The following is an 18,256-nucleotide window of genomic DNA, read 5'->3' on the forward strand; positions in this document are numbered from 1 at the left end:
ACCTCGGGGGCAGCGACCGCAAGAAATGGGGCTGCTGCGCAGCCCAGCGGGAGCAAGCTCCCTCGCCACAGAAGTCTCAAGCCTTCAAGCCTTCAAGCCTTCAAGCCTTCAAGCCAGCCATGATGGCTACCCCTCCGGCCGCAGGATCAACACCGCCAACGGCGGCAGGTTGAGTTCAAGGGACAGGGCCTGCCCATGGCTGGGCGCGGCCTCGGTGGAGGCGCCGCCGCCGTTGCCGTAGTTGGAGCCGGCATAGGTGTCGGCGTCGCTGTTGAGCAATTCCACCCAACGCCCGGCGAAAGGCACGCCGACCCGATAGGCCTCGCGTGGCACCGGCGTAAAGTTGGCCACCACCAGTACCGGCCGCCCGTCCTTGCTCCAGCGCAACCAGGCGTAGACGCTGTTCAGTGCATCGTCGCCGATCAACCACTGGAACCCTTGGGGCGCGTCATCCTGATCGTGCAGCGCGGGCTCCTCGCGATAGAGCCGGTTCAGGTCGCTCACCAGCTTCTGCACACCACGGTGCTCGGCGTATTGCGTCAGGTACCAATCCAGTTGCTGGTCGTGGTTCCACTCGCGCCACTGACCGAACTCGCAGCCCATGAACAACAGCTTCTTGCCCGGATGCCCCCACATGAAACTGAGGTAGGCGCGCAGGTTGGCGAATTTCTGCCAGCGGTCGCCGGGCATCTTGTCGATCAGCGAGCGTTTGCCATGGACCACTTCGTCATGGGAAATCGGCAGGACGAACCGCTCGGACCAGGCGTACACCAAGCCGAAACTCAGTTCGTTATGATGATGGGCGCGGTACACCGGATCCTGTTGGATGTAATGCAGCGAGTCGTGCATCCAGCCCATGTTCCACTTGTAGGCGAAGCCCAGGCCGCCCTGTTGCGTGCTCTGGCTGACGCCAGGCCAGGCGGTGGATTCCTCGGCGATGACCAGTGCACCCGGAGCTTCCAGGGCGACCACATCGTTGAGGTGCCGAAGGAAATCGATGGCCTCCAGGTTCTCGCGCCCTCCGTGACGGTTGGGCACCCACTCCCCGGCCTTGCGCGAATAGTCGCGATACAACATCGACGCCACGGCATCCACACGCAGGCCGTCGACATGGAAATGCTTCAACCAATGCAAGGCCGAAGCCAGCATGAAGCCGTGGACCTCGGTGCGTCCCAGGTTGTAGATCAGGGTGTCCCAGTCCTGGTGGAAGCCTTCCAGCGGGTTGCCGTACTCGTACAGCGCCGTGCCGTCGAACTGGGCCAGGCCGTGGGTGTCGGTGGGGAAATGCGCCGGCACCCAGTCGAGGATCACGCCAATGTCGGCCTGGTGGCAGGCGTTGACGAAGGCGGCAAAATCGTCCGGCGAGCCGAAGCGTGCCGTCGGCGCGAACTGTGACAACGGCTGGTAACCCCAGGAGCCGCCGAACGGATGCTCCATGATCGGCATCAGTTCGATGTGGGTGAAGCCCAGCTCCTTGACGTAGGGAATCAGTCGTTCGGCCAGTTCATGCCAGTTGTATTGCCGGGCCACTTCCCCGGCCTCGTCGATTTCGCATTGCCAGGAACCGGCGTGCAATTCGTAGATCGACAACGGCGCGCTGGGGACCTGGCGTTCGCGACGGTGCTGCATCCATTCACCGTCCTGCCATTCGATTTTCAGCGGTGAAGCGACTTTCGACGCGGTGTCCGGGGGCATCTGGCTGGCCAGCGCCACCGGGTCGGCCTTGAGCGGCAGGATGCCGTGGGCGCCGAGGATTTCATACTTGTAGGCTTCTCCAGCCCCCAAGCGCGGAATGAACAGCTCCCATACGCCCGATGGATAACGGATGCGCATCGGGTGCCGGCGTCCGTCCCAGACGTTGAAATCACCGACCACCGACACCCGTCGCGCATTCGGCGCCCAGACGGCGAATCGCACGCCATCGACACCATCGACGGTGGTCAGTTGCGCCCCCAGGCAGGAACTGAGATCGCGATGATTACCTTCGGCAAACAGGTAGAGATCCATTTCTCCCAGCAACGGCCCGAAACTGTAGGGGTCTTCGGCCACCTGCTCGCCACCGGCCCAGCGGGTGCGCAGCAGATAAGGCTGGGCATGCTCGAAATGGCCGACAAACAGACCCGGCGTTTCGCCCAGGTGCAGCTCACCCAACTCCTCGTCGCTGTCACGGGCGAGCACGTGGACGCTCAGCGCACCGGGCAGGTACGCCCGGATGAACTGCCCGCCGGCACCGTCGCCGTGGGGGCCCAGGATGGAAAACGGATCGTGATGCTCGGCACGCACCAGCGCGTCGATATCACGGGGGGACGGCAGCAAAGACTCTTTGGCCTGTCCCTGTGGTTCCTTGTTCGAGACGCTCATGATGCTCTCCACTAAATCGGTCCGCCCAAGTCGGAAAAGGGTTCAAGCCCACTCAATAACCCGTACAGCCCGTGCAACGGCACGGGCAGCCAGGCGGGGCGATTCTCGGCTTCATAGGCCACTTCATAGGCCGCCTTCTCCAGGCCGAACAACGCCAGCGCGGCGTCCTCGCCTTCAGCATCCTTCCACTCATGGGCAAGATTAGCTGCCGCCAGTCGATATGCCTGGACAAATGCCTGGCGTGCCTCGGCCAGATAACGATCGGCGACCCGTTGCCGCGCCGCATCGGCGTCGGCCGTGCTGTCGACGGTGTGCAAGTGAATCGCCATGGCCGCCGCGTAATCGAAGGAGCGCAGCACTCCGCTGACATCCTTGTACGGGCTGTGCTTGCCCCGACGTTCATGCAACGGCCGCGCCGGTTCGCCCTCGAAGTCGATCAGATAGGCGTCGCCCTTGATCACCAGCACCTGCCCCAAATGCAAGTCGCCATGAACCCGGATGCGCAAGCCACCGACGGCCTTGCCGGCCAATTCCTGGACGTGGGCCAGGACGGCTTTTTTCTGCTCCAGCAAGCGTGCGACCATGGCTTGGTCCGCCGGGTTCAATTGGCTCTGATTCTGTTTGAGCAGGCGCAGGGCATTTTCCACCTGGGCAGCCACGTCCCGGCCGATGGCCTGGGCGTCCTTGGCGGTGGTTTTCTGCGGCGTGAAGTCCGGATCGTCGGTGGCCTGGGCCAACACCTGATGCATTTCCCCCAGGCGCTGGCCGAGCATGCCGGCGAAATCCTTCAGTTCACCCAAGGCGTTGTAATGCTGCTCCTGCTCGGACACGGCGTCGGCCAACTCATCGCGCAAGGCCCGTTCGAGGTTGTTCTGGGTCCATTCCCAGGCGTCGCCCTGATTGCTCAAGTAGCCTTGGGCGATCATCAGCAACGCATCCTCGCCATCGGCATCGCGGCGGATCACCGAACCCAGCAGCGGCGAAATATTGCTGAAGCCCGCGGCCGTCAGGTAGGCGCTCATTTCCAGTTCCGGGTGCACCCCGGTAGCGACCTTGCGGATGAGCTTGAGCACCAGACTGCCGCCCACCACCACCGAACTGTTGGACTGCTCCGCGGACAGGTAACGCACCTCCGGCTCGGCGCCCAGGTTCAACGCCGCCAATCCCTCGGTGGGTTCGAAACGCAACTCGCCATCGGCGTAAGGCAGCACCGTGGCCACCTGCATGCTGTTCAGCACGGCCCGGATGAAACTTTCCAGGCTGAACGCATCGGTGATCAACCCCACCTGACGTACCCGGCGGACCCGGGACAGCGCCAGTTGTTGCGGTAGCGCCGCGCCGACCTGATCCTCGGCCAACAGGCCGAAAGGCAGTTGATAACGCAGCGTCTGGCCGCCGCTGGTAACGTCGATTTCGCTGAGCAGTACCGGATGCTGCGGATCGCCGAAGCGCACGCCATAAACGATATCGACCTTCTCGATGGCGCTGTCCTTGCCGGCGAACCAGCGCCGGTTCTGCAGCCAGCTCGGCAGGATGGTTTGCTCCAGGGTGGTGCGCGAGGGCGCTTCGAGCAATTCTTCCAGGCGTTTTTTCAAGACCAGGGTGGTGAAGTCCGGCAGGCTCTGGGCCGGTTCCACGTGCCAGCTCGGCATCTGGTTTTCCGCCGCCAGGGCGAACCAGTAGAAACCATAAGGCGCCAGGGTCAGGAGGAAATTCAGCTGGCCGATGGGCGGAAAGGCATTCCCCCCCAGCATCTCCACCGGCACCATGCCCGCGTAAGCCGACAGGTCCAGCTCGGCGGCCTGGGCACTGCGGGACACGTTGGCCACGCAGAGAATGATTTCATGCTTGCCATCCGGCCCGGTGTATTCGCGGGTATAGGCCAGGATCCGCCGGTTGCTCGGCGAGAGCATTTTCAGGGTGCCGCGACCGAAGGCCTTGGACTGCTTGCGCACCGCCAGCATCCGCCGGGTCCAGTTGAGCAGCGAATGCGGGTCGCCGGCCTGGGTCTCGACGTTGACCGACTGGAAGCCGTACTGCGGGTCCATGATCGGTGGCAGCACCAGGCTGGCCGGGTCGGCCCGGGAGAAACCGCCGTTGCGGTCGATGGACCACTGCATCGGCGTGCGCACCCCGTCGCGGTCCCCCAGGTAGATGTTGTCGCCCATACCGATTTCGTCACCGTAGTACAAGGTCGGCGTGCCGGGCATCGACAGCAGCAGGCTATTGAGCAGTTCCACCCGACGACGGTCACGCTCCACCAGCGGCGCCAGGCGTCGACGGATGCCCAGGTTGATGCGCGCCCGACGGTCGGCCGCATAGTAATTCCACAGGTAGTCGCGCTCCTTGTCGGTGACCATCTCCAGGGTCAGCTCATCATGGTTGCGCAGGAAAATCGCCCATTGGCAATTGGCCGGAATCTCGGGCGTCTGGCGCAGGATGTCGGTGATGGGAAAGCGGTCTTCCTGGGCCAGCGCCATGTACATGCGTGGCATCAGCGGGAAGTGGAACGCCATGTGGCATTCGTCACCGTTCAGGCCCTGGGCATCGACATCGCCGAAGTACAGTTGAGTGTCCTCCGGCCATTGGTTGGCTTCGGCCAGCAACATGCGGTCGGGGTAGTTGGCGTCGATCTCGGCGCGGATCAGCTTGAGGACATCATGGGTCTCGGGCAGGTTCTCGTTGTTGGTGCCATCGCGCTCGATCAGGTAAGGAATCGCGTCCAGGCGCAGGCCGTCGATGCCCATGTCCAGCCAGTAGCGCATCACCGACAACACGGCCTTGATGACCTGCGGGTTGTCGAAGTTTAGGTCGGGCTGGTGGGAATAGAAGCGGTGCCAGAAGTACTGGCCGGCCACCGGGTCCCAGGTCCAGTTGGACTTTTCGGTGTCGAGGAAAATGATCCGGGTGCCGTCGTACTTGTGGTCGTCGTCGGACCAGACATAGAAATCCCGCGCACTCGAACCGCGCTTGGCCTTGCGTGCCCGCTGGAACCAGGGGTGCTGGTCGGAGGTGTGGTTGATGACCAGTTCGGTGATCACCCGCAGGTTGCGCTTGTGGGCTTCGGCGATGAAGCGCCGCGCATCGGCCATGGTGCCGTAGTCGGGACTGACGCCACGGTATTCGGCAATGTCGTAACCGTCGTCGCGCCGGGGCGATGGATAGAACGGCAGCAGCCAGATGGTGTTGACGCCCAGGTCGGCAATGTAGTCGAGCTTGGCGATCAGGCCGGGAAAGTCGCCGATACCGTCGTTGTTGGAGTCGAAATAGGATTTGACGTGTACCTGATAGATCACCGCATCCTTGTACCAGAGCGGATCCTTGATGAACGTGGCAGACCGCGGTTTCTTCGCCATGTGCAACTCCTGATGAATTCAATAAAGCCGCTGGGACGGGCTTGCGCTGTTCTTTACGGCAAGAGGATCTGTCTGTGGGAGCAAAGCTTGCTCGCGATACAGACGCCTCGGTTTCTGGACGATCGCGTCAGCTTCATCGCGGGCAAGCCTTGCTCCCACAGGTTGCCTCACCATTGCGCTCGCCACGGAACCTCTCAAGACGTACTGATCCGCCAGATCCCGAATGGCTGATACCCCGGGTCGATGCGCATGAACTGGTACTTGCCATACCAGGTCCAGCGGTGCCCGTTCATCAAGTCCTCGCCCTGGGTCTGGGCATCGTCCGGCAAGCCCATCTCCCATAACGGCAATTCGAAATTGGCCTCCTGAGGGTTGTGCGGATCGAGGCTGACCGCCACCAGGACGAAGTTGCTGCCGTCAGGTGTGCGCTTGCCGAAAAACAGAATGTTGTCGTTCCAGGCGTTGTAGATTTTCAGCCCCAGGTGTGTCTGCAGCGCCGGGTTCTGGCGGCGGATGCGATTGAGCTGGGCGATTTCGGCAATGATGTTGCCCGGTGCGGTGAAGTCCCTCGGCCGGATTTCGTATTTCTCCGAATCGAGGTACTCCTCCTTGCCCGGCACTGGCGCCGACTCGCAGAGCTCGAAGCCCGAATACATCCCCCACAGGCCCGAACCCATGGTCGCCAGCGCTGCGCGAATGAGAAAACCGGCGCGTCCCGACTCATGGAGGAAAGCCGGGTTGATGTCGGGGGTATTGACGAAGAAATTCGGTCGATAACACTCGCGCCACGGCGACTGGTTGAGTTCGCTGAAGTAAGTCGCCAGCTCGGCCTTGGTGTTGCGCCAGGTGAAATAGGTGTAGCTCTGGGAATAGCCGACCTTGCCCAACCGCGCCATCATCGCCGGCGTGGTAAAGGCCTCGGCGAGGAAGATCACCTCGGGATGGCGGGCGCGCACGTCGGCGATCAACCACTGCCAGAACGGCAGCGGCTTGGTATGAGGGTTATCGACGCGGAACATCTTCACGCCTTCGTTGACCCAGCCCAGCACGATGTCCCGCAACTCCGTCCAGAGACTGGGAATCGCCTCCGCCGCGTAGAAATCTACATTGACGATGTCCTGGTACTTCTTCGGCGGGTTTTCCGCGTATTTGATCGTGCCGTCCGGCCGCCAACTGAACCAGCCCGGATGCTGTTTGAGCCAGGGGTGGTCCTGGGAACACTGAATGGCGAAATCGAGGGCGATCTCCAGGCCATGGGCCTCGGCAGCCGCTACCAGGCGACGGAAGTCATCCCGGGTACCCAGTTGCGGATGGATCGCCTCATGCCCTCCGTCTTCGCTGCCGATGGCATACGGGCTGCCCGGATCGTCGGGACCGGCGGTGAGGGAATTGTTCGGGCCTTTTCGAAAACTGCGGCCAATGGGATGAATCGGTGGGAAATACAGGACGTCGAAGCCCATGTCCTGGATCATCGCCAGGCGCGAATGGACGTCGTTGAACGTGCCATGCCGGTTGGGATCGTCGGTGATCGAGCGCGGAAACAGTTCATACCAGCTGGCGAATTCGGCCCGTTCGCGCTCCACATCCAGTGGATATTCGGGACTGATGCTCAGGTAAGGCCGATGATCGGCCAGGGACATCAGGTCGGCACTGTGCGGCGCCAGGAACAAAGCGACTTGCTCGGCCGGCAACAACCCCGAGAGCTCATGGTGCAATGCGGCCAGTTGTTCGCTCAACTCGCCATCACTGCGCTCGGCGGCCTGTTGCACATGATTGCGCCCTTCCTGTAATTCGAGGCTGATCGGCACACCAGCGCCGTATTTCTTCTCGAGTTCGTAGCAGAAACTGGCGTACTGGTCGAACCAGGCCTCGATGCAAAATACATAGCGGCCCTGGTTCGGTACGTTGAACTGACCGCGCCAGCCGTTGTTGCCCAGGTCGGTCATGACCTCGCTGTTCCATACTTCGTCATCCAGCGCGCGCCAACGGATTCGCACGGCCAGCTTGTCATGACCATCGGTGAAGACTTTGCTGGTCACCGTGACGTCCTGCCCCGCCACGGCCTTGGCGGCGAACTGTCCGCCATCGATCACCGGCATGGTGTTTTCAATGGCAATACGTGGCAACAACAAGGCGTGGGACAACGGTAGATTCGGGTTAAACGCCAAGTCGGTCGGGTGTTCGGCAGTCATCGAGCATCGCTCCTTTTACGCCCCATGGACGTTATGGCGGTAAAGGCCCACTAGTCTTGGAAAACGGGTCCCTGAAAGAACTCACTTAAACTCCGAACCGGACCGGCAGGGAAAAGTTCAGCGGGATTTGCCCGGCGGCGACCGGGATCAAACCCGGCCCAGGGTGGTCAACAGCAGTAAGCACGACTCAAGCCATATGCGTCACGGAGACCCGTCCCGATGAATATTCCCATCCCGGCCGAAACCCCCGATCCCAATATCGACGACCCAACCCTGCCGCCTCCAGGACCTGACCCGGAACCTGTTCCGGAGAAAGATCCGCCAATCCCTCCGCAGCAACCCGTGGGCGATCCACCGAACGAGGCGCCGCCGGAACGGGTGTGAAAAACAAGCTTAGTGGAGAACTGTGGGAGCGAGCCTGCTCGCGAAGCGGCGTGCCAGCCACAGATGGGTTGCCTGGCATTCCGTCATCGCGAGCAGGCTCGCTCCCACAGGTGCTGTATGAACTGCAAACCGGGATCACGGTTTGTCGTCCCTCTCCAGCGCCCGGACGATCACCGGCATCACACTGAAGACCGCCAACGCCAGCAACGTGCTCAACACCGCCGTCGCTTCCCGGCCCAACCCGGCCGCGACGCCGATGGCCGCCGTCATCCATAGGCCGGCGGCGGTGGTCAGGCCTTTTACGTGGCCTTCGTCGCCATCGGTGTTCTTCAAGATGGTGCCCGCACCGAGAAAACCGATGCCCGCGACAATGCCTTGTATGACCCGGCTCATGGCGTCGGCCTGGGAACCGGACATCTGCGGCACCAGCACGAACAGCGCCGCGCCCAGCGCCACGAGCATATGAGTGCGCACGCCGGCCGCCTTGCCCTTGTGTTCACGCTCGAACCCCAGGATGCCGCCGAGCAGCGCGGCCATCAGCAGGCGCACCGTGACCCGTGTCATTTGCTGGGTATCGCCGATGTCGGCGAATTCCGATTGCAGGGTGATCCAGACCTGATGCCACCACGCTTCCATACAACCCTCCTCATGCAGTCGATAAACGATGGACCGCAACGGACGCCAGAGGTGCTCCGACCGCTGATCCGGCGCAACGAACCCTGGCAAGCGGGAGGCGCCTAACGCTCAGGACATCAGGAAGGAGCAGCACCATGACCGTTGATATCAACCAGCAGACCTGTAGTTTCGATACCCCCAATGGCCCGAAACACTATTCCGCCAGCGAGCTGACGATCATCACCGACGCGGACAAGGCCATGTCGGCGGTGGAGGTCGATGGCCAGCGTATCTACATCACCGAGGCCGAAGCCGACGCCTTGACCGTGGCCGGCGCGAAGGATGGACGCGAGCATCTCAAGACGACCGATAGCGGCTCGGCGATCTGAGCACCACCTTGTCGGCAAGTGGGCAATCTGTGGCGAGGGAGCTTGCTCCCGCTGGGCCGGTCCGCGTTCGAGCGCAGCAGCCCCCCCTTCATCGCACCCTGTGCATCAGGGCCACTGCGTCGCGCCTTTCATGGGGCCGCTTCGCGGCCCAGCGGGAGCAAGCTCCCTCGCCACACTAGCGCCCTTGTCACATGGGTGTTTGTCTATCCCAGGGTGCTTCAACCTGTCGCAGGCCCTGGCCTCCAGCTCATCTGATCCGGTTTTTATCGAAACACCTGAGTCTGTTATGCAAACAGTTCGATGGTCATAGTGCGCGGGCCAGATAAGGCTGATGAGCGACCGACCATGAGCGATAGAATCCCCGTCCAGTTGATACAGACCTTCGAACCTGCGCCCGCGAAGATCAAGGCCAGGACCACCGACAACCTGATCCATACCCGCAGCTTCAGCGGCCTGTTCCGCACCTTGCGCATGAGCGGCGCGGGCGTACTGTTCCTGCTGTTCTTCGGCACGGTGTGGTTGAACTGGGGCGGCCGCCAGGCAGTGCTCTGGGACCTCGCCGAAAGCAAATTCCACATTTTCGGCGCAACTTTCTGGCCCCAGGATTTCATCCTGCTGTCGGCGCTGCTGATCATCGCCGCCTTCGGCCTGTTTGCGATCACCGTGTTCGCCGGCCGGGTGTGGTGCGGCTATACCTGCCCGCAGAGTTCCTGGACCTGGATCTTCATGTGGTGCGAGAAAATCACCGAAGGCGATCGCAACCAACGGATCAAGCTGCACGCCGCGCCCTGGAGCCTGGACAAGCTGCTGCGCCGCTCGGCCAAGCACACGTTGTGGCTGGCCATCAGCCTGCTCACCGGCCTGACCTTCGTCGGCTACTTCACGCCGATCCGGCCACTGGCCGAAGAGCTGCTGACCTTGCAGATGGCCGGCGTGAGCCTGTTCTGGGTGTTGTTCTTTACCGGCGCCACCTACCTCAATGCCGGCTGGCTGCGTGAAGCGGTGTGCATGCACATGTGCCCCTACGCACGGTTCCAGAGCGTGATGTTCGACAAGGACACCCTGACCATTTCCTACGACGCGGCCCGTGGCGAAATCCGCGGCCCACGCAAGCGTGACGCGAACCCGGCCAATCTCGGCCTGGGGGATTGCATCGACTGCCAGATGTGCGTGCAGGTCTGCCCGACCGGCATCGATATCCGCGACGGCCTGCAAATGGAATGCATCGGTTGCGCGGCCTGCATCGACGCCTGCGATTCGATCATGGACAAGATGGGTTACGCCCGCGGACTGGTCAAATACACCTCCGAGCGTCAGTTGCAGGGCGGCAAGACCCACCTGCTACGACCGCGACTGATCGGTTATACCGCCGTGCTGCTGGTGATGATCGGCGCACTGGTAGTGGCGTTGGTGGAGCGGCCGATGGTCTCCCTGGACGTAAGCAAGGACCGCGGCCTGTTCCGCGAAAACAGCCAGGGCCTGATCGAAAACATCTACAGCCTGAAGATCATCAACAAGACCCAGCAAGGCCAGGACTATCAGCTCTCCCTGGTGGACGGCGACGACTTCGTCCTGCAGGGCAAGACCCGACTGAGCCTGGCCCCGGGAGAAATCGTCGACGTACCGGTGTCGGTGGCGATGCTCAGCGAACGCCCCCGCAGCGGCTCGCAGGAACTGACCTTCAGGGTAACCGACAGTGACGAGCCCAACATTCATAGCGACGCCAGAAGCCGTTTTGTCGCGCCGATGAATCGCTAACGCCTTAAGATGCAGCGCTGTGTTCTTGTGGGAGCGAGCCTGCTCGCGATAGCGGACCGTCAGCCACATCAAGGTTGACTGTGCTGGCCTCATCGCGAGCAGGCTCGCTCCCACAGGTTGATGCGCAAACCTGCATGCCCCCGAACCGCTGCTGACTGGACCGCAAATGAAACGCTACGAGAAATTCGCCGACGACATCGCGGAGCTGATCCGCTCCGGCATGCTGGGGCCGGGACAGCGCGTGCCGTCGGTGCGCTATGCCAGTCAGACCTACGGCGTCAGCCCGTCCACGGTGTTCCAGGCGTATTACCTGTTGGAGCGACGCGGCCTGATCCGCGCCCGGCCGCGTTCCGGCTACTTCGTCAACAACCATGCGCCGAGACCATTTTCCGAGCCGGTCATCAGTAGCCAGGTACACGAATCCACCGAAGTCGACGTCAGCGAACTGGTGTTCTCGGTGTTGAACTCGATCAAGGATCCGGGCACCGTGCCCTTCGGGTCGGCATTCCCCAGTCCGACGCTGTTCCCGTTGCAACGGCTGTCCCGCTCCCTGTCCAGCGCCACGCGGGATATGGACCCGCGGGTGGTGGTCACCGACATGTCGCCGGGCAACCCGCAACTGCGCCGACAGATCGCACTGCGCTACATGGTCGGCGGACTGATGCTGCCCATGGAGGAACTGCTGGTCACCAACGGCGCCCTGGAAGCCTTGAACCTGTGCCTGCAAGCCGTGACCGAGCCCGGCGACCTGGTGGCCATCGAAGCACCGGCGTTCTATGCCAGCCTGCAGGTGCTGGAACGGCTCAAGCTCAAGGCCGTGGAAATCCCCGTGCACCCACGCGACGGCATCGACCTGGATGTGCTGGAACAAACCCTGGAACGCCATCCGATCAAGGCATGCTGGTGCATGACCAGTTTCCAGAATCCCGTGGGCGCGACCATGCCCGAGGAACGAAAACAGGCGCTGGTGGAATTGTTGCGCCGCCATCAGGTGCCATTGATCGAGGATGACGTCTACGCCGAACTCTATTACGGCCAGCAAGCTCCGAAACCGGCCAAGGCGTTCGACACCGAAGGGTTGGTGATGCATTGCGGATCGTTTGCCAAGAGCCTGGCACCGGGCTACCGCATCGGCTGGGTTGCCGCCGGCCGCTACGCGCAGAAAATCGAGCGCCTGAAACTCATGACCTCGCTGTGCGCCTCGATGCCGGCCCAGGCCGCCATTGCCGACTACCTGCAGCACGGCGGCTATGACCGTCACTTGCGCAAATTGCGCTACGCCCTCGAAGAACAGCAAAGCGCCATGCTCGCCGCCATCGCCCGCCATTTCCCGGCCCAGACCCGCGTCAGCCACCCGGCCGGAGGGTACTTCCTGTGGCTGGAACTGCCGGAACAGATAGATTCGCTGAAACTGTTCCAGATGGCCCTGGCCCAAGGCATCAGCATCGCCCCAGGCCCAATCTTCTCAGCGACGCGGCGGTTCAGGAACTGCATTCGCTTGAACTATGGCAGCCCGTGGACGGATACATCGGAAAAGGCCATGGAGACGCTGGGACGGATCATTCGCTCACTGTTAACCAGGCAAGACAATTGATAAAGACCTGTCAGCTCTGACAGTAGTAGGCTTGTCAGGAAAGACTTAGCGTAGAGATCGCCAACCGAATGAGCGCCACGGGTTGGCAACAATCTATCCTAAGGAGAAGATCATGAACGAATCTTACGATTTCGAGAACGGCCCAGACGGCTGGAGATTTACCCAAAGTGAAGGAACAATAGTCCGGGAAGAGCGTGGCAATCATTACATCACGGGTAACGAGTATGTGACCGATTACAGCTTGGTCAAGATATTCAAATTGCCATTCGCGGACAATCTACCAGTCACCGTAAAATTCGATATCAAAGTCCCTGATGGGGTGACGCTAAGAGAGTTGGCTTGCACAATCAATAATAATATTCAGTCACTGGACGTCCCCCCAGGCGACAACCAATGGCATTCTCGCGAAGTGACATTTCCCCCTCCTCCGCCTCAAACGTCCGGATTTCCTACCGTTCGTATAACCGCATTTCAGGAAGTTGAAAAGCCTCCACACGGCTTAGGGTTCGATAACATCTCCGTCATCCAGGAATGACCGCTATCCGGCCATTCGAACGCAGGCGTTCTGCATACCGACAGCATTACAGGCAAATCGCTCCCATAGGCGAACTGTATTCAAATGTGGGAACGAGCCTGCTCGCGATGAGGCCAGCACTGACGAAAACTCAGCGCCCGCCCCCAAGATCCACAAACGTCCCGGTCGCATACGAAGCCTTGTCCGACAACAGCCAGATAATCGCTTCGGCGACTTCATCCGGACGCCCGCCCCGGGCCATGGGGATTGCCGACTCCAGCTTGCTGACCCGCTCCGGATCGCCGCTGAGGGCATGGAAATCGGTATAGATGTAACCTGGGCGAACCGCATTGACGCGGATGCCCTCGCCCGCCACTTCCTTGGACAGGCCGATGGTGAAAGTGTCCAGCGCGCCCTTGGACGCAGCGTAGTCGACGTATTCGTTTGGCGAGCCCAGGCGGGCGGCCACCGATGACACGTTGACGATACTGCCACCCTGCCCGCCATGCCGGGGGGACATGCGCAGCACGGCGTGCTTGGCGCAGAGAATCGGCCCCAGCACGTTGGTCTTCATGATCTTGAGAATGCGGAACTCGGACATCTCGTCGAGCCGGGACTTGTGGGCGACCGTACCGGCGTTGTTCACCAGCGCCGTGACGCGTCCCAGCTCGGCATCGACCCGGTCGAACAGGCCCACCACCTCGTCCTCGATGCTCACGTCGGCGCGCACGGCGATGGCCTGTGCGCCCTTGGCGCGGACCTGTGCCAGCACATCCTGCGCGGCGTTCTCATCGGCCTGGTAGTTGATGCAGATCCGATACCCCAGTTCGGCAGCCAGTAACGCCGTAGCCGCCCCGATACCACGGCCACCACCGGTGATCACGATGACTTTATCCACGCTGCTTCCCCTGTTCCACGGTAGACATCCGGGGCCAAGAATAGCGTTCACGTCACGCTTTTGCACAACCCCCGGCCAGGGCCCGCAGGTCCAGGCGTCCGTCCAGCAATGGCGGGCACCAGTAGTAGCCGCCGGTGATCGGCCGACTCATGCGATACAAGCCATCGGTGATGCCATCTTCAAGGCCACTCATGCGTCGCAGTTGCGCCTCGAAAGCGTCGAGGGAGAAACCGAACGCGAGGAACATCAGGCCGGCCCGATCCCCTTCGATCCACGGCATGGAGCGGCGCACGACGAAGGCTTGCGGCGCGAAGCTTTCCTGGGCGGTGCGTTTGACGTGGGCCGACTCCGGCGCATCGTCGAGTTCTTCGTTGTCGCTCAGCCGCCGGCCCATGATGTTGTCGCGTTCATGGGGTTGCAGGGCAGCGAAACCGTCCAGGTCGTGTTGCCACTGCTGGATCGCCGCGAAACTGCCACCGCGCAGACCGTCGGTGCCCTGGGCCAGGGCCGCGGCGATGGCCGCCTCATCGTGGGGGTTCTCGGTGCCGTCTTCGTAGCCCGTCAGGTCGTGGCCGGTCATGTGGCGGAAGGTTTCGTTCATCTGCACCAGGCGCAACGCCGGCGCCAGCGCCGCCTCAATGGCGCGGCTGCGGTGCAGCAGTTCGCCGCGGTCTTCGCCGTGCAGCCAGCACCACAGCGCGTGCTGGGTCGACGGATTGTCCACCCCCACGCCCGCCAGCGCAGGAAATGCCCGCAGGCCTTCGATCTGCGCGCCCAGCGCCTGGACCAGCGATTCGCCGAGACCGATCACGCCACGACCATCGAGTTGCAGCACCAACCTGTCGATCGCAGCCGGCAACGCCTCGACCGATTCCAGGGCGAAAAACAAGTGACGGGCCTGAGGCGGAACAGGGGTGGCGAGAATGCCGGGCTGGTAGTAACTCATGTGAACTCCTCTAGAAAGAGCGCAAGTTTACCCGGCGGCCGTGGATTTGTGGTGGTTTGCCAACGGGGAACCTGCCTGTGCGCCCCAGGCTTTTTGTAGGATTCCTCTTCTGCCCCCGTCGGATGGCTCGGAACCTGCCCTGGAGCGAAAGGCCTCGGGTTGCCTGGTCGCCGAAAACTTCCTAGAGTGCGATCCAAAGCTTGCACCCCAACGGTGCATTGAGCCGTCAAGGCTGCCGGATGCAGAGCGGCCTGAACTCTCGCCATTCATGGAGAACGGTCAACATGCACATGACCCGATCGATACTCGCGGGCACCTTTTTGCTGGGCTGTGGAATGATGCCGGGCTTTGCCCAGGAGCGCCTCGAAGACACCGTCAATGCAGTGATCGAACCCTTGATGAAACGCCAGGACATTGCCGGCATGGCCGTGGCGATCACACTGGACGGCCAACCTCATTATTTCAACTACGGCGTGGCCTCCAGGGAAACGAAACAGCCGGTCACCGAACAGACCCTGTTCGAAATAGGCTCGGTCAGCAAGACCTTCACCGCGACCCTCGGCGCCTATGCCCAGGCCCAGGGCAAGCTGTCCCTGTCGGACCCGGCCGGCCGCTACGCCCCCGAGTTACAGGGTAGTGCCCTGGAAAACGTCAGCCTGCTCAACCTCGCCACCTACACCGCCGGTGGATTGCCGTTGCAGTTTCCCGACAGCGCGGACCACCCGGACCGGATGTTCGGCTACTACAAGACCTGGAAACCGCTTTACCCGGCCGGTACCCAACGGCTCTATTCGAACCCGAGCATCGGCCTGTTTGGCTATCTGGCCGCCCGCAGCCTGGATCGCCCTTTCGACGATGCAATGGAACAGACGATGATGCCGGGCCTGGGCCTCAAGCACAGCTATCTGCGGGTGCCGGCGTCAGAGTCGAGCCGATACGCCCAAGGCTACGCGAAGGACGGCAAGCCAGTCCGGGTCGGTCCCGGGGCAATGGACTCCGAGGCCTATGGCGTGAAGACCAGCGCCTCGGACCTGATCCGTTTCGTCGAAGCCAACCTGCGACCGGAAACACTGGCCCCTGACCTGCAACAAGCCATCGCCACCACCCACACCGGGTTCTACCAGGTCGGCGGCATGACCCAGGGGTTGGGCTGGGAGTTCTACCCTTACCCGGTGACGGTCAGCCAGCTGCTGGCGGGGAATTCGGTGGAAGTGGCCATGCAGCCGAACAAGGTCGAACCTCTCGACCCGCCCCGCCCTGCCCCGGACAACGCCTGGATCAACAAGACCGGATCGACCGGTGGCTTCGGCGCCTATGCGGCTTTCGTGCCTGGCAAGAACAGGGGCATCGTGCTGTTGGCGAACAGGAACTACCCCATCGAGGAACGGGTGAAGGCGGCGCACCGGATCCTGATGGCGTTGGAGGAGCGATAAGGCAAGAGGTAGCTGCAAGGGCAAATTGTGGGAGCAAAGCTTGCTCGCGATACAGGCACCGCGATTCCGCTGGAGACCGCATCGTCCTCATCGCGGGCAAGCCTTGCTCCCACAACTGCTGCCAGGAAAGTCACCCGTTGAAAGTCAATCATCCAACGGTTTCGGCGCAGCCGCAGGCTTGGCGGCCTTGCCAGGTTTTGCGCCCTTCGCATCCTTGGCCGGGGCAACTTCAGGCGCTGGAGGTGGTGCTGGGGGCGTTGCTTCTTTTTCGGCCGCGGGCAGCTTGTCGACGGTGTCGAAAAGCTCCTTCAGTTCGATTGCCCCGGAATGCTCAAGCTTCTTTTCCCCATCCTTGCCCACCAGGATGATCTTGGTCTGGGCACCGGCTCCCAGCTTGAGTGAACGGATCAGCGCCATGGTGCTTTGAGGGTCCAGGTCCTTGCCGTCGCGCTGCCCGATGGTGTTGAGCACGGTATAGAGCACCATGTTGCGCTCAGAGAAACCCTGCTTGCCCGCCGGTTCGTCCAGGGCCTTTTTCAGGCTGATCCATGCAGGGTCCACGGTACTGGGTGCGATGACAACCAGGGGACGGGACTTGCCCACCTCCGCCACCAGGAGTGAGTCACCATCAGCGGCGAACAGGGGGCCGGCGATGGCCAGCAAGGTTGCCAAGGTCAACGACCGAATGAGCATGCGCCTCTCCTTTTGATATTTACGCTGTACTGATTGCACAGGGCGGCAATTGTTCCGCGAGAGAGTCGCCCAATACTGCGCCGGCCTGCCATGAAGCTTAGGTCAGCGGGGTCATTGCGCAACCGTGGTACAGGAGGGAGTCAGTCGATGCAGAGGCAGATACGAACCACTGTGGGAGCGAGCCTGCTCGCGATAGCGGTGGGTCAATCAGCATTGATGTCGACTGACACAGCGTCATCGCGAGCAGGCTCGCTCCCACAGGGTTTTGTGAAATGCCTGAGGGTTGTGTTCGGCCGCAGCAATCAGAACGCCAATTTGAACCCGATCATCGCCAGCATCACCGCCAGGCATGGGCGCAGCAGTTCGTCGGAGATGCGTCCCGACAAGTGACTGCCCAGGTAGATACCCGGCAAGGAGCCCACCAGCAGGTAACCGAGGATGTGCCAGTCCATGTTGCCCATGCTCGCATGGCCCAGGCCGGCCACCAGGGTCAGTGGCACGGCGTGGGCGATTTCGGTGCCCACCAGGCGCTTGGTGACCAGGAACGGGTAGAGAATGAACAACGCGACGGTACCCAGGGCGCCGGCACCGATGGAGGTCAACGCGACCATCGTGCCCAGCACCAGGCCGGTGATGACCGTGAGCACATTGAGCCGCACGCCGGAGGGGTTGTAGTGACCGCCCGCACGATCATGGGCGAACTGCAGCAGGCGCTTCTTGAACAGGATCGCCAGGGCAGTGGCGAACAGCACGAAGCCCAGGGCCTGCTTGATGACAGCGTTCATTGCATCCGGCGAACTGTGCAGGGTACTGAGGAACCACAGCGTCAGTCCGACCGCCGGCACGCTGCCCAAGGTCAGCCAACCGGTGATCGCCCAATCGATATTGCGATTTCTGGCATGCACCAGCACGCCGCCGGATTTGGTAATGGCCGCGTACAGCAAGTCCGTACCCACGGCAGTCGCAGGGTTGATACCGAACCACAACAGAATGGGAGTCATCAGCGAACCGCCGCCGACACCGGTCATTCCGACGATGAAGCCGACCACCAGGCCCGCTACGACTAAACCGACATTACCGAAATCCATCAAAACCGTCTCAGCACAACCGCGTGGAAAATCTC

General features: G+C 62.0%; 14 protein-coding genes. 6 read left to right on the forward strand and 8 right to left on the reverse strand.

Translation table 11 applies throughout. From position 1 onward, the window contains the following. Positions 1 to 126 precede the first annotated feature (126 nt). From glgB to N005_RS25255, 3 genes are all read right to left on the reverse strand, one after another. Positions 127 to 2,361 (reverse strand): 1,4-alpha-glucan branching protein GlgB, encoded by a 2,235-nt coding sequence (gene glgB, locus N005_RS25245; RefSeq protein ID WP_047703672.1) that lies wholly within the window; start codon positions 2,359 to 2,361, stop codon positions 127 to 129. An 11-nt stretch (positions 2,362 to 2,372) separates the two neighbouring features. After that, positions 2,373 to 5,717: a maltose alpha-D-glucosyltransferase gene (gene treS / locus N005_RS25250; RefSeq protein ID WP_047703673.1), complete on the reverse strand. Its 3,345-nt coding sequence runs from the start codon at positions 5,715 to 5,717 to the stop codon at positions 2,373 to 2,375. Positions 5,718 to 5,911: 194 nt separating this feature from the next. Further along, positions 5,912 to 7,909: an alpha-1,4-glucan--maltose-1-phosphate maltosyltransferase gene (locus tag N005_RS25255; protein WP_047703674.1), complete on the reverse strand. Its 1,998-nt coding sequence runs from the start codon at positions 7,907 to 7,909 to the stop codon at positions 5,912 to 5,914. 219 nt (positions 7,910 to 8,128) lie between these two features. Between N005_RS25255 and N005_RS29505 the strand changes: the two genes are divergently transcribed. After that, on the forward strand, positions 8,129 to 8,293 hold the full coding sequence (locus N005_RS29505) for a hypothetical protein (protein ID WP_162843610.1): 165 nt from the start codon (positions 8,129 to 8,131) through the stop codon (positions 8,291 to 8,293). Between the two features lie 135 nt (positions 8,294 to 8,428). Here N005_RS29505 and N005_RS25260 read toward each other — a convergent pair whose 3' ends face one another. Then, entirely contained in the window at positions 8,429 to 8,929 is a 501-nt protein-coding gene (locus tag N005_RS25260; RefSeq protein WP_047703675.1) for an MgtC/SapB family protein, read from the reverse strand. Between the two features lie 134 nt (positions 8,930 to 9,063). Between N005_RS25260 and N005_RS25265 the strand changes: the two genes are divergently transcribed. From N005_RS25265 to N005_RS25280, 4 genes are all read left to right on the forward strand, one after another. Continuing rightward, entirely contained in the window at positions 9,064 to 9,297 is a 234-nt protein-coding gene (locus N005_RS25265; protein ID WP_047703676.1) for a DUF3203 family protein, read from the forward strand. Between the two features lie 345 nt (positions 9,298 to 9,642). After that, positions 9,643 to 11,055: a cytochrome c oxidase accessory protein CcoG gene (gene ccoG / locus N005_RS25270; RefSeq protein ID WP_047703677.1), complete on the forward strand. Its 1,413-nt coding sequence runs from the start codon at positions 9,643 to 9,645 to the stop codon at positions 11,053 to 11,055. Positions 11,056 to 11,221: 166 nt separating this feature from the next. Beyond that, the gene (gene mapR / locus N005_RS25275) at positions 11,222 to 12,649 is read left to right on the forward strand and encodes a GntR family transcriptional regulator MpaR (protein ID WP_047703678.1); all 1,428 of its coding nucleotides are present in this window, start codon (positions 11,222 to 11,224) and stop codon (positions 12,647 to 12,649) included. 112 nt (positions 12,650 to 12,761) lie between these two features. Beyond that, positions 12,762 to 13,184: a hypothetical protein gene (locus N005_RS25280; protein WP_047703679.1), complete on the forward strand. Its 423-nt coding sequence runs from the start codon at positions 12,762 to 12,764 to the stop codon at positions 13,182 to 13,184. A gap of 130 nt (positions 13,185 to 13,314) precedes the next feature. Here N005_RS25280 and N005_RS25285 read toward each other — a convergent pair whose 3' ends face one another. After that, positions 13,315 to 14,061, reverse strand: coding sequence for an SDR family oxidoreductase (locus tag N005_RS25285; protein WP_047703680.1), 747 nt, complete (start codon positions 14,059 to 14,061; stop codon positions 13,315 to 13,317). Positions 14,062 to 14,113: 52 nt separating this feature from the next. Continuing rightward, positions 14,114 to 15,007 (reverse strand): Dyp-type peroxidase, encoded by an 894-nt coding sequence (locus N005_RS25290; RefSeq protein WP_047703681.1) that lies wholly within the window; start codon positions 15,005 to 15,007, stop codon positions 14,114 to 14,116. Between the two features lie 284 nt (positions 15,008 to 15,291). Between N005_RS25290 and ampC the strand changes: the two genes are divergently transcribed. After that, the gene (gene ampC / locus N005_RS25295; RefSeq protein ID WP_047703682.1) at positions 15,292 to 16,440 is read left to right on the forward strand and encodes a class C beta-lactamase; all 1,149 of its coding nucleotides are present in this window, start codon (positions 15,292 to 15,294) and stop codon (positions 16,438 to 16,440) included. Positions 16,441 to 16,584: 144 nt separating this feature from the next. On the opposite strand, the gene N005_RS25300 is transcribed toward ampC, so the two are convergent. Both N005_RS25300 and N005_RS25305 read right to left on the reverse strand, forming a co-directional pair. Continuing rightward, on the reverse strand, positions 16,585 to 17,133 hold the full coding sequence (locus N005_RS25300; protein WP_047703683.1) for a DUF4174 domain-containing protein: 549 nt from the start codon (positions 17,131 to 17,133) through the stop codon (positions 16,585 to 16,587). Between the two features lie 302 nt (positions 17,134 to 17,435). After that, positions 17,436 to 18,221, reverse strand: a complete 786-nt coding sequence (locus tag N005_RS25305; protein ID WP_047703684.1) for a sulfite exporter TauE/SafE family protein — start codon at positions 18,219 to 18,221, stop codon at positions 17,436 to 17,438. Positions 18,222 to 18,256 lie beyond the last annotated feature (35 nt).

This window comes from Pseudomonas mediterranea CFBP 5447, from assembly GCF_000774145.1.
Lineage (GTDB): Bacteria > Pseudomonadota > Gammaproteobacteria > Pseudomonadales > Pseudomonadaceae > Aquipseudomonas > Aquipseudomonas mediterranea.

Bases quoted from the DNA above. Each gene is read 5' to 3' on its own strand.
- glgB (WP_047703672.1), bottom strand. From the start codon at position 2,361: ATGAGCGTCTCGAACAAGGAACCACAGGGACAGGCCAAAGAGTCTTTG.
- treS (WP_047703673.1), bottom strand. From the start codon at position 5,717: ATGGCGAAGAAACCGCGGTCTGCCACGTTCATCAAGGATCCGCTCTGG.
- N005_RS25255 (WP_047703674.1), bottom strand. From the start codon at position 7,909: ATGACTGCCGAACACCCGACCGACTTGGCGTTTAACCCGAATCTACCG.
- N005_RS29505 (WP_162843610.1), top strand. From the start codon at position 8,129: ATGAATATTCCCATCCCGGCCGAAACCCCCGATCCCAATATCGACGAC.
- N005_RS25260 (WP_047703675.1), bottom strand. From the start codon at position 8,929: ATGGAAGCGTGGTGGCATCAGGTCTGGATCACCCTGCAATCGGAATTC.
- N005_RS25265 (WP_047703676.1), top strand. From the start codon at position 9,064: ATGACCGTTGATATCAACCAGCAGACCTGTAGTTTCGATACCCCCAAT.
- ccoG (WP_047703677.1), top strand. From the start codon at position 9,643: ATGAGCGATAGAATCCCCGTCCAGTTGATACAGACCTTCGAACCTGCG.
- mapR (WP_047703678.1), top strand. From the start codon at position 11,222: ATGAAACGCTACGAGAAATTCGCCGACGACATCGCGGAGCTGATCCGC.
- N005_RS25280 (WP_047703679.1), top strand. From the start codon at position 12,762: ATGAACGAATCTTACGATTTCGAGAACGGCCCAGACGGCTGGAGATTT.
- N005_RS25290 (WP_047703681.1), bottom strand. From the start codon at position 15,007: ATGAGTTACTACCAGCCCGGCATTCTCGCCACCCCTGTTCCGCCTCAG.
- ampC (WP_047703682.1), top strand. From the start codon at position 15,292: ATGCACATGACCCGATCGATACTCGCGGGCACCTTTTTGCTGGGCTGT.
- N005_RS25300 (WP_047703683.1), bottom strand. From the start codon at position 17,133: ATGCTCATTCGGTCGTTGACCTTGGCAACCTTGCTGGCCATCGCCGGC.
- N005_RS25305 (WP_047703684.1), bottom strand. From the start codon at position 18,221: ATGGATTTCGGTAATGTCGGTTTAGTCGTAGCGGGCCTGGTGGTCGGC.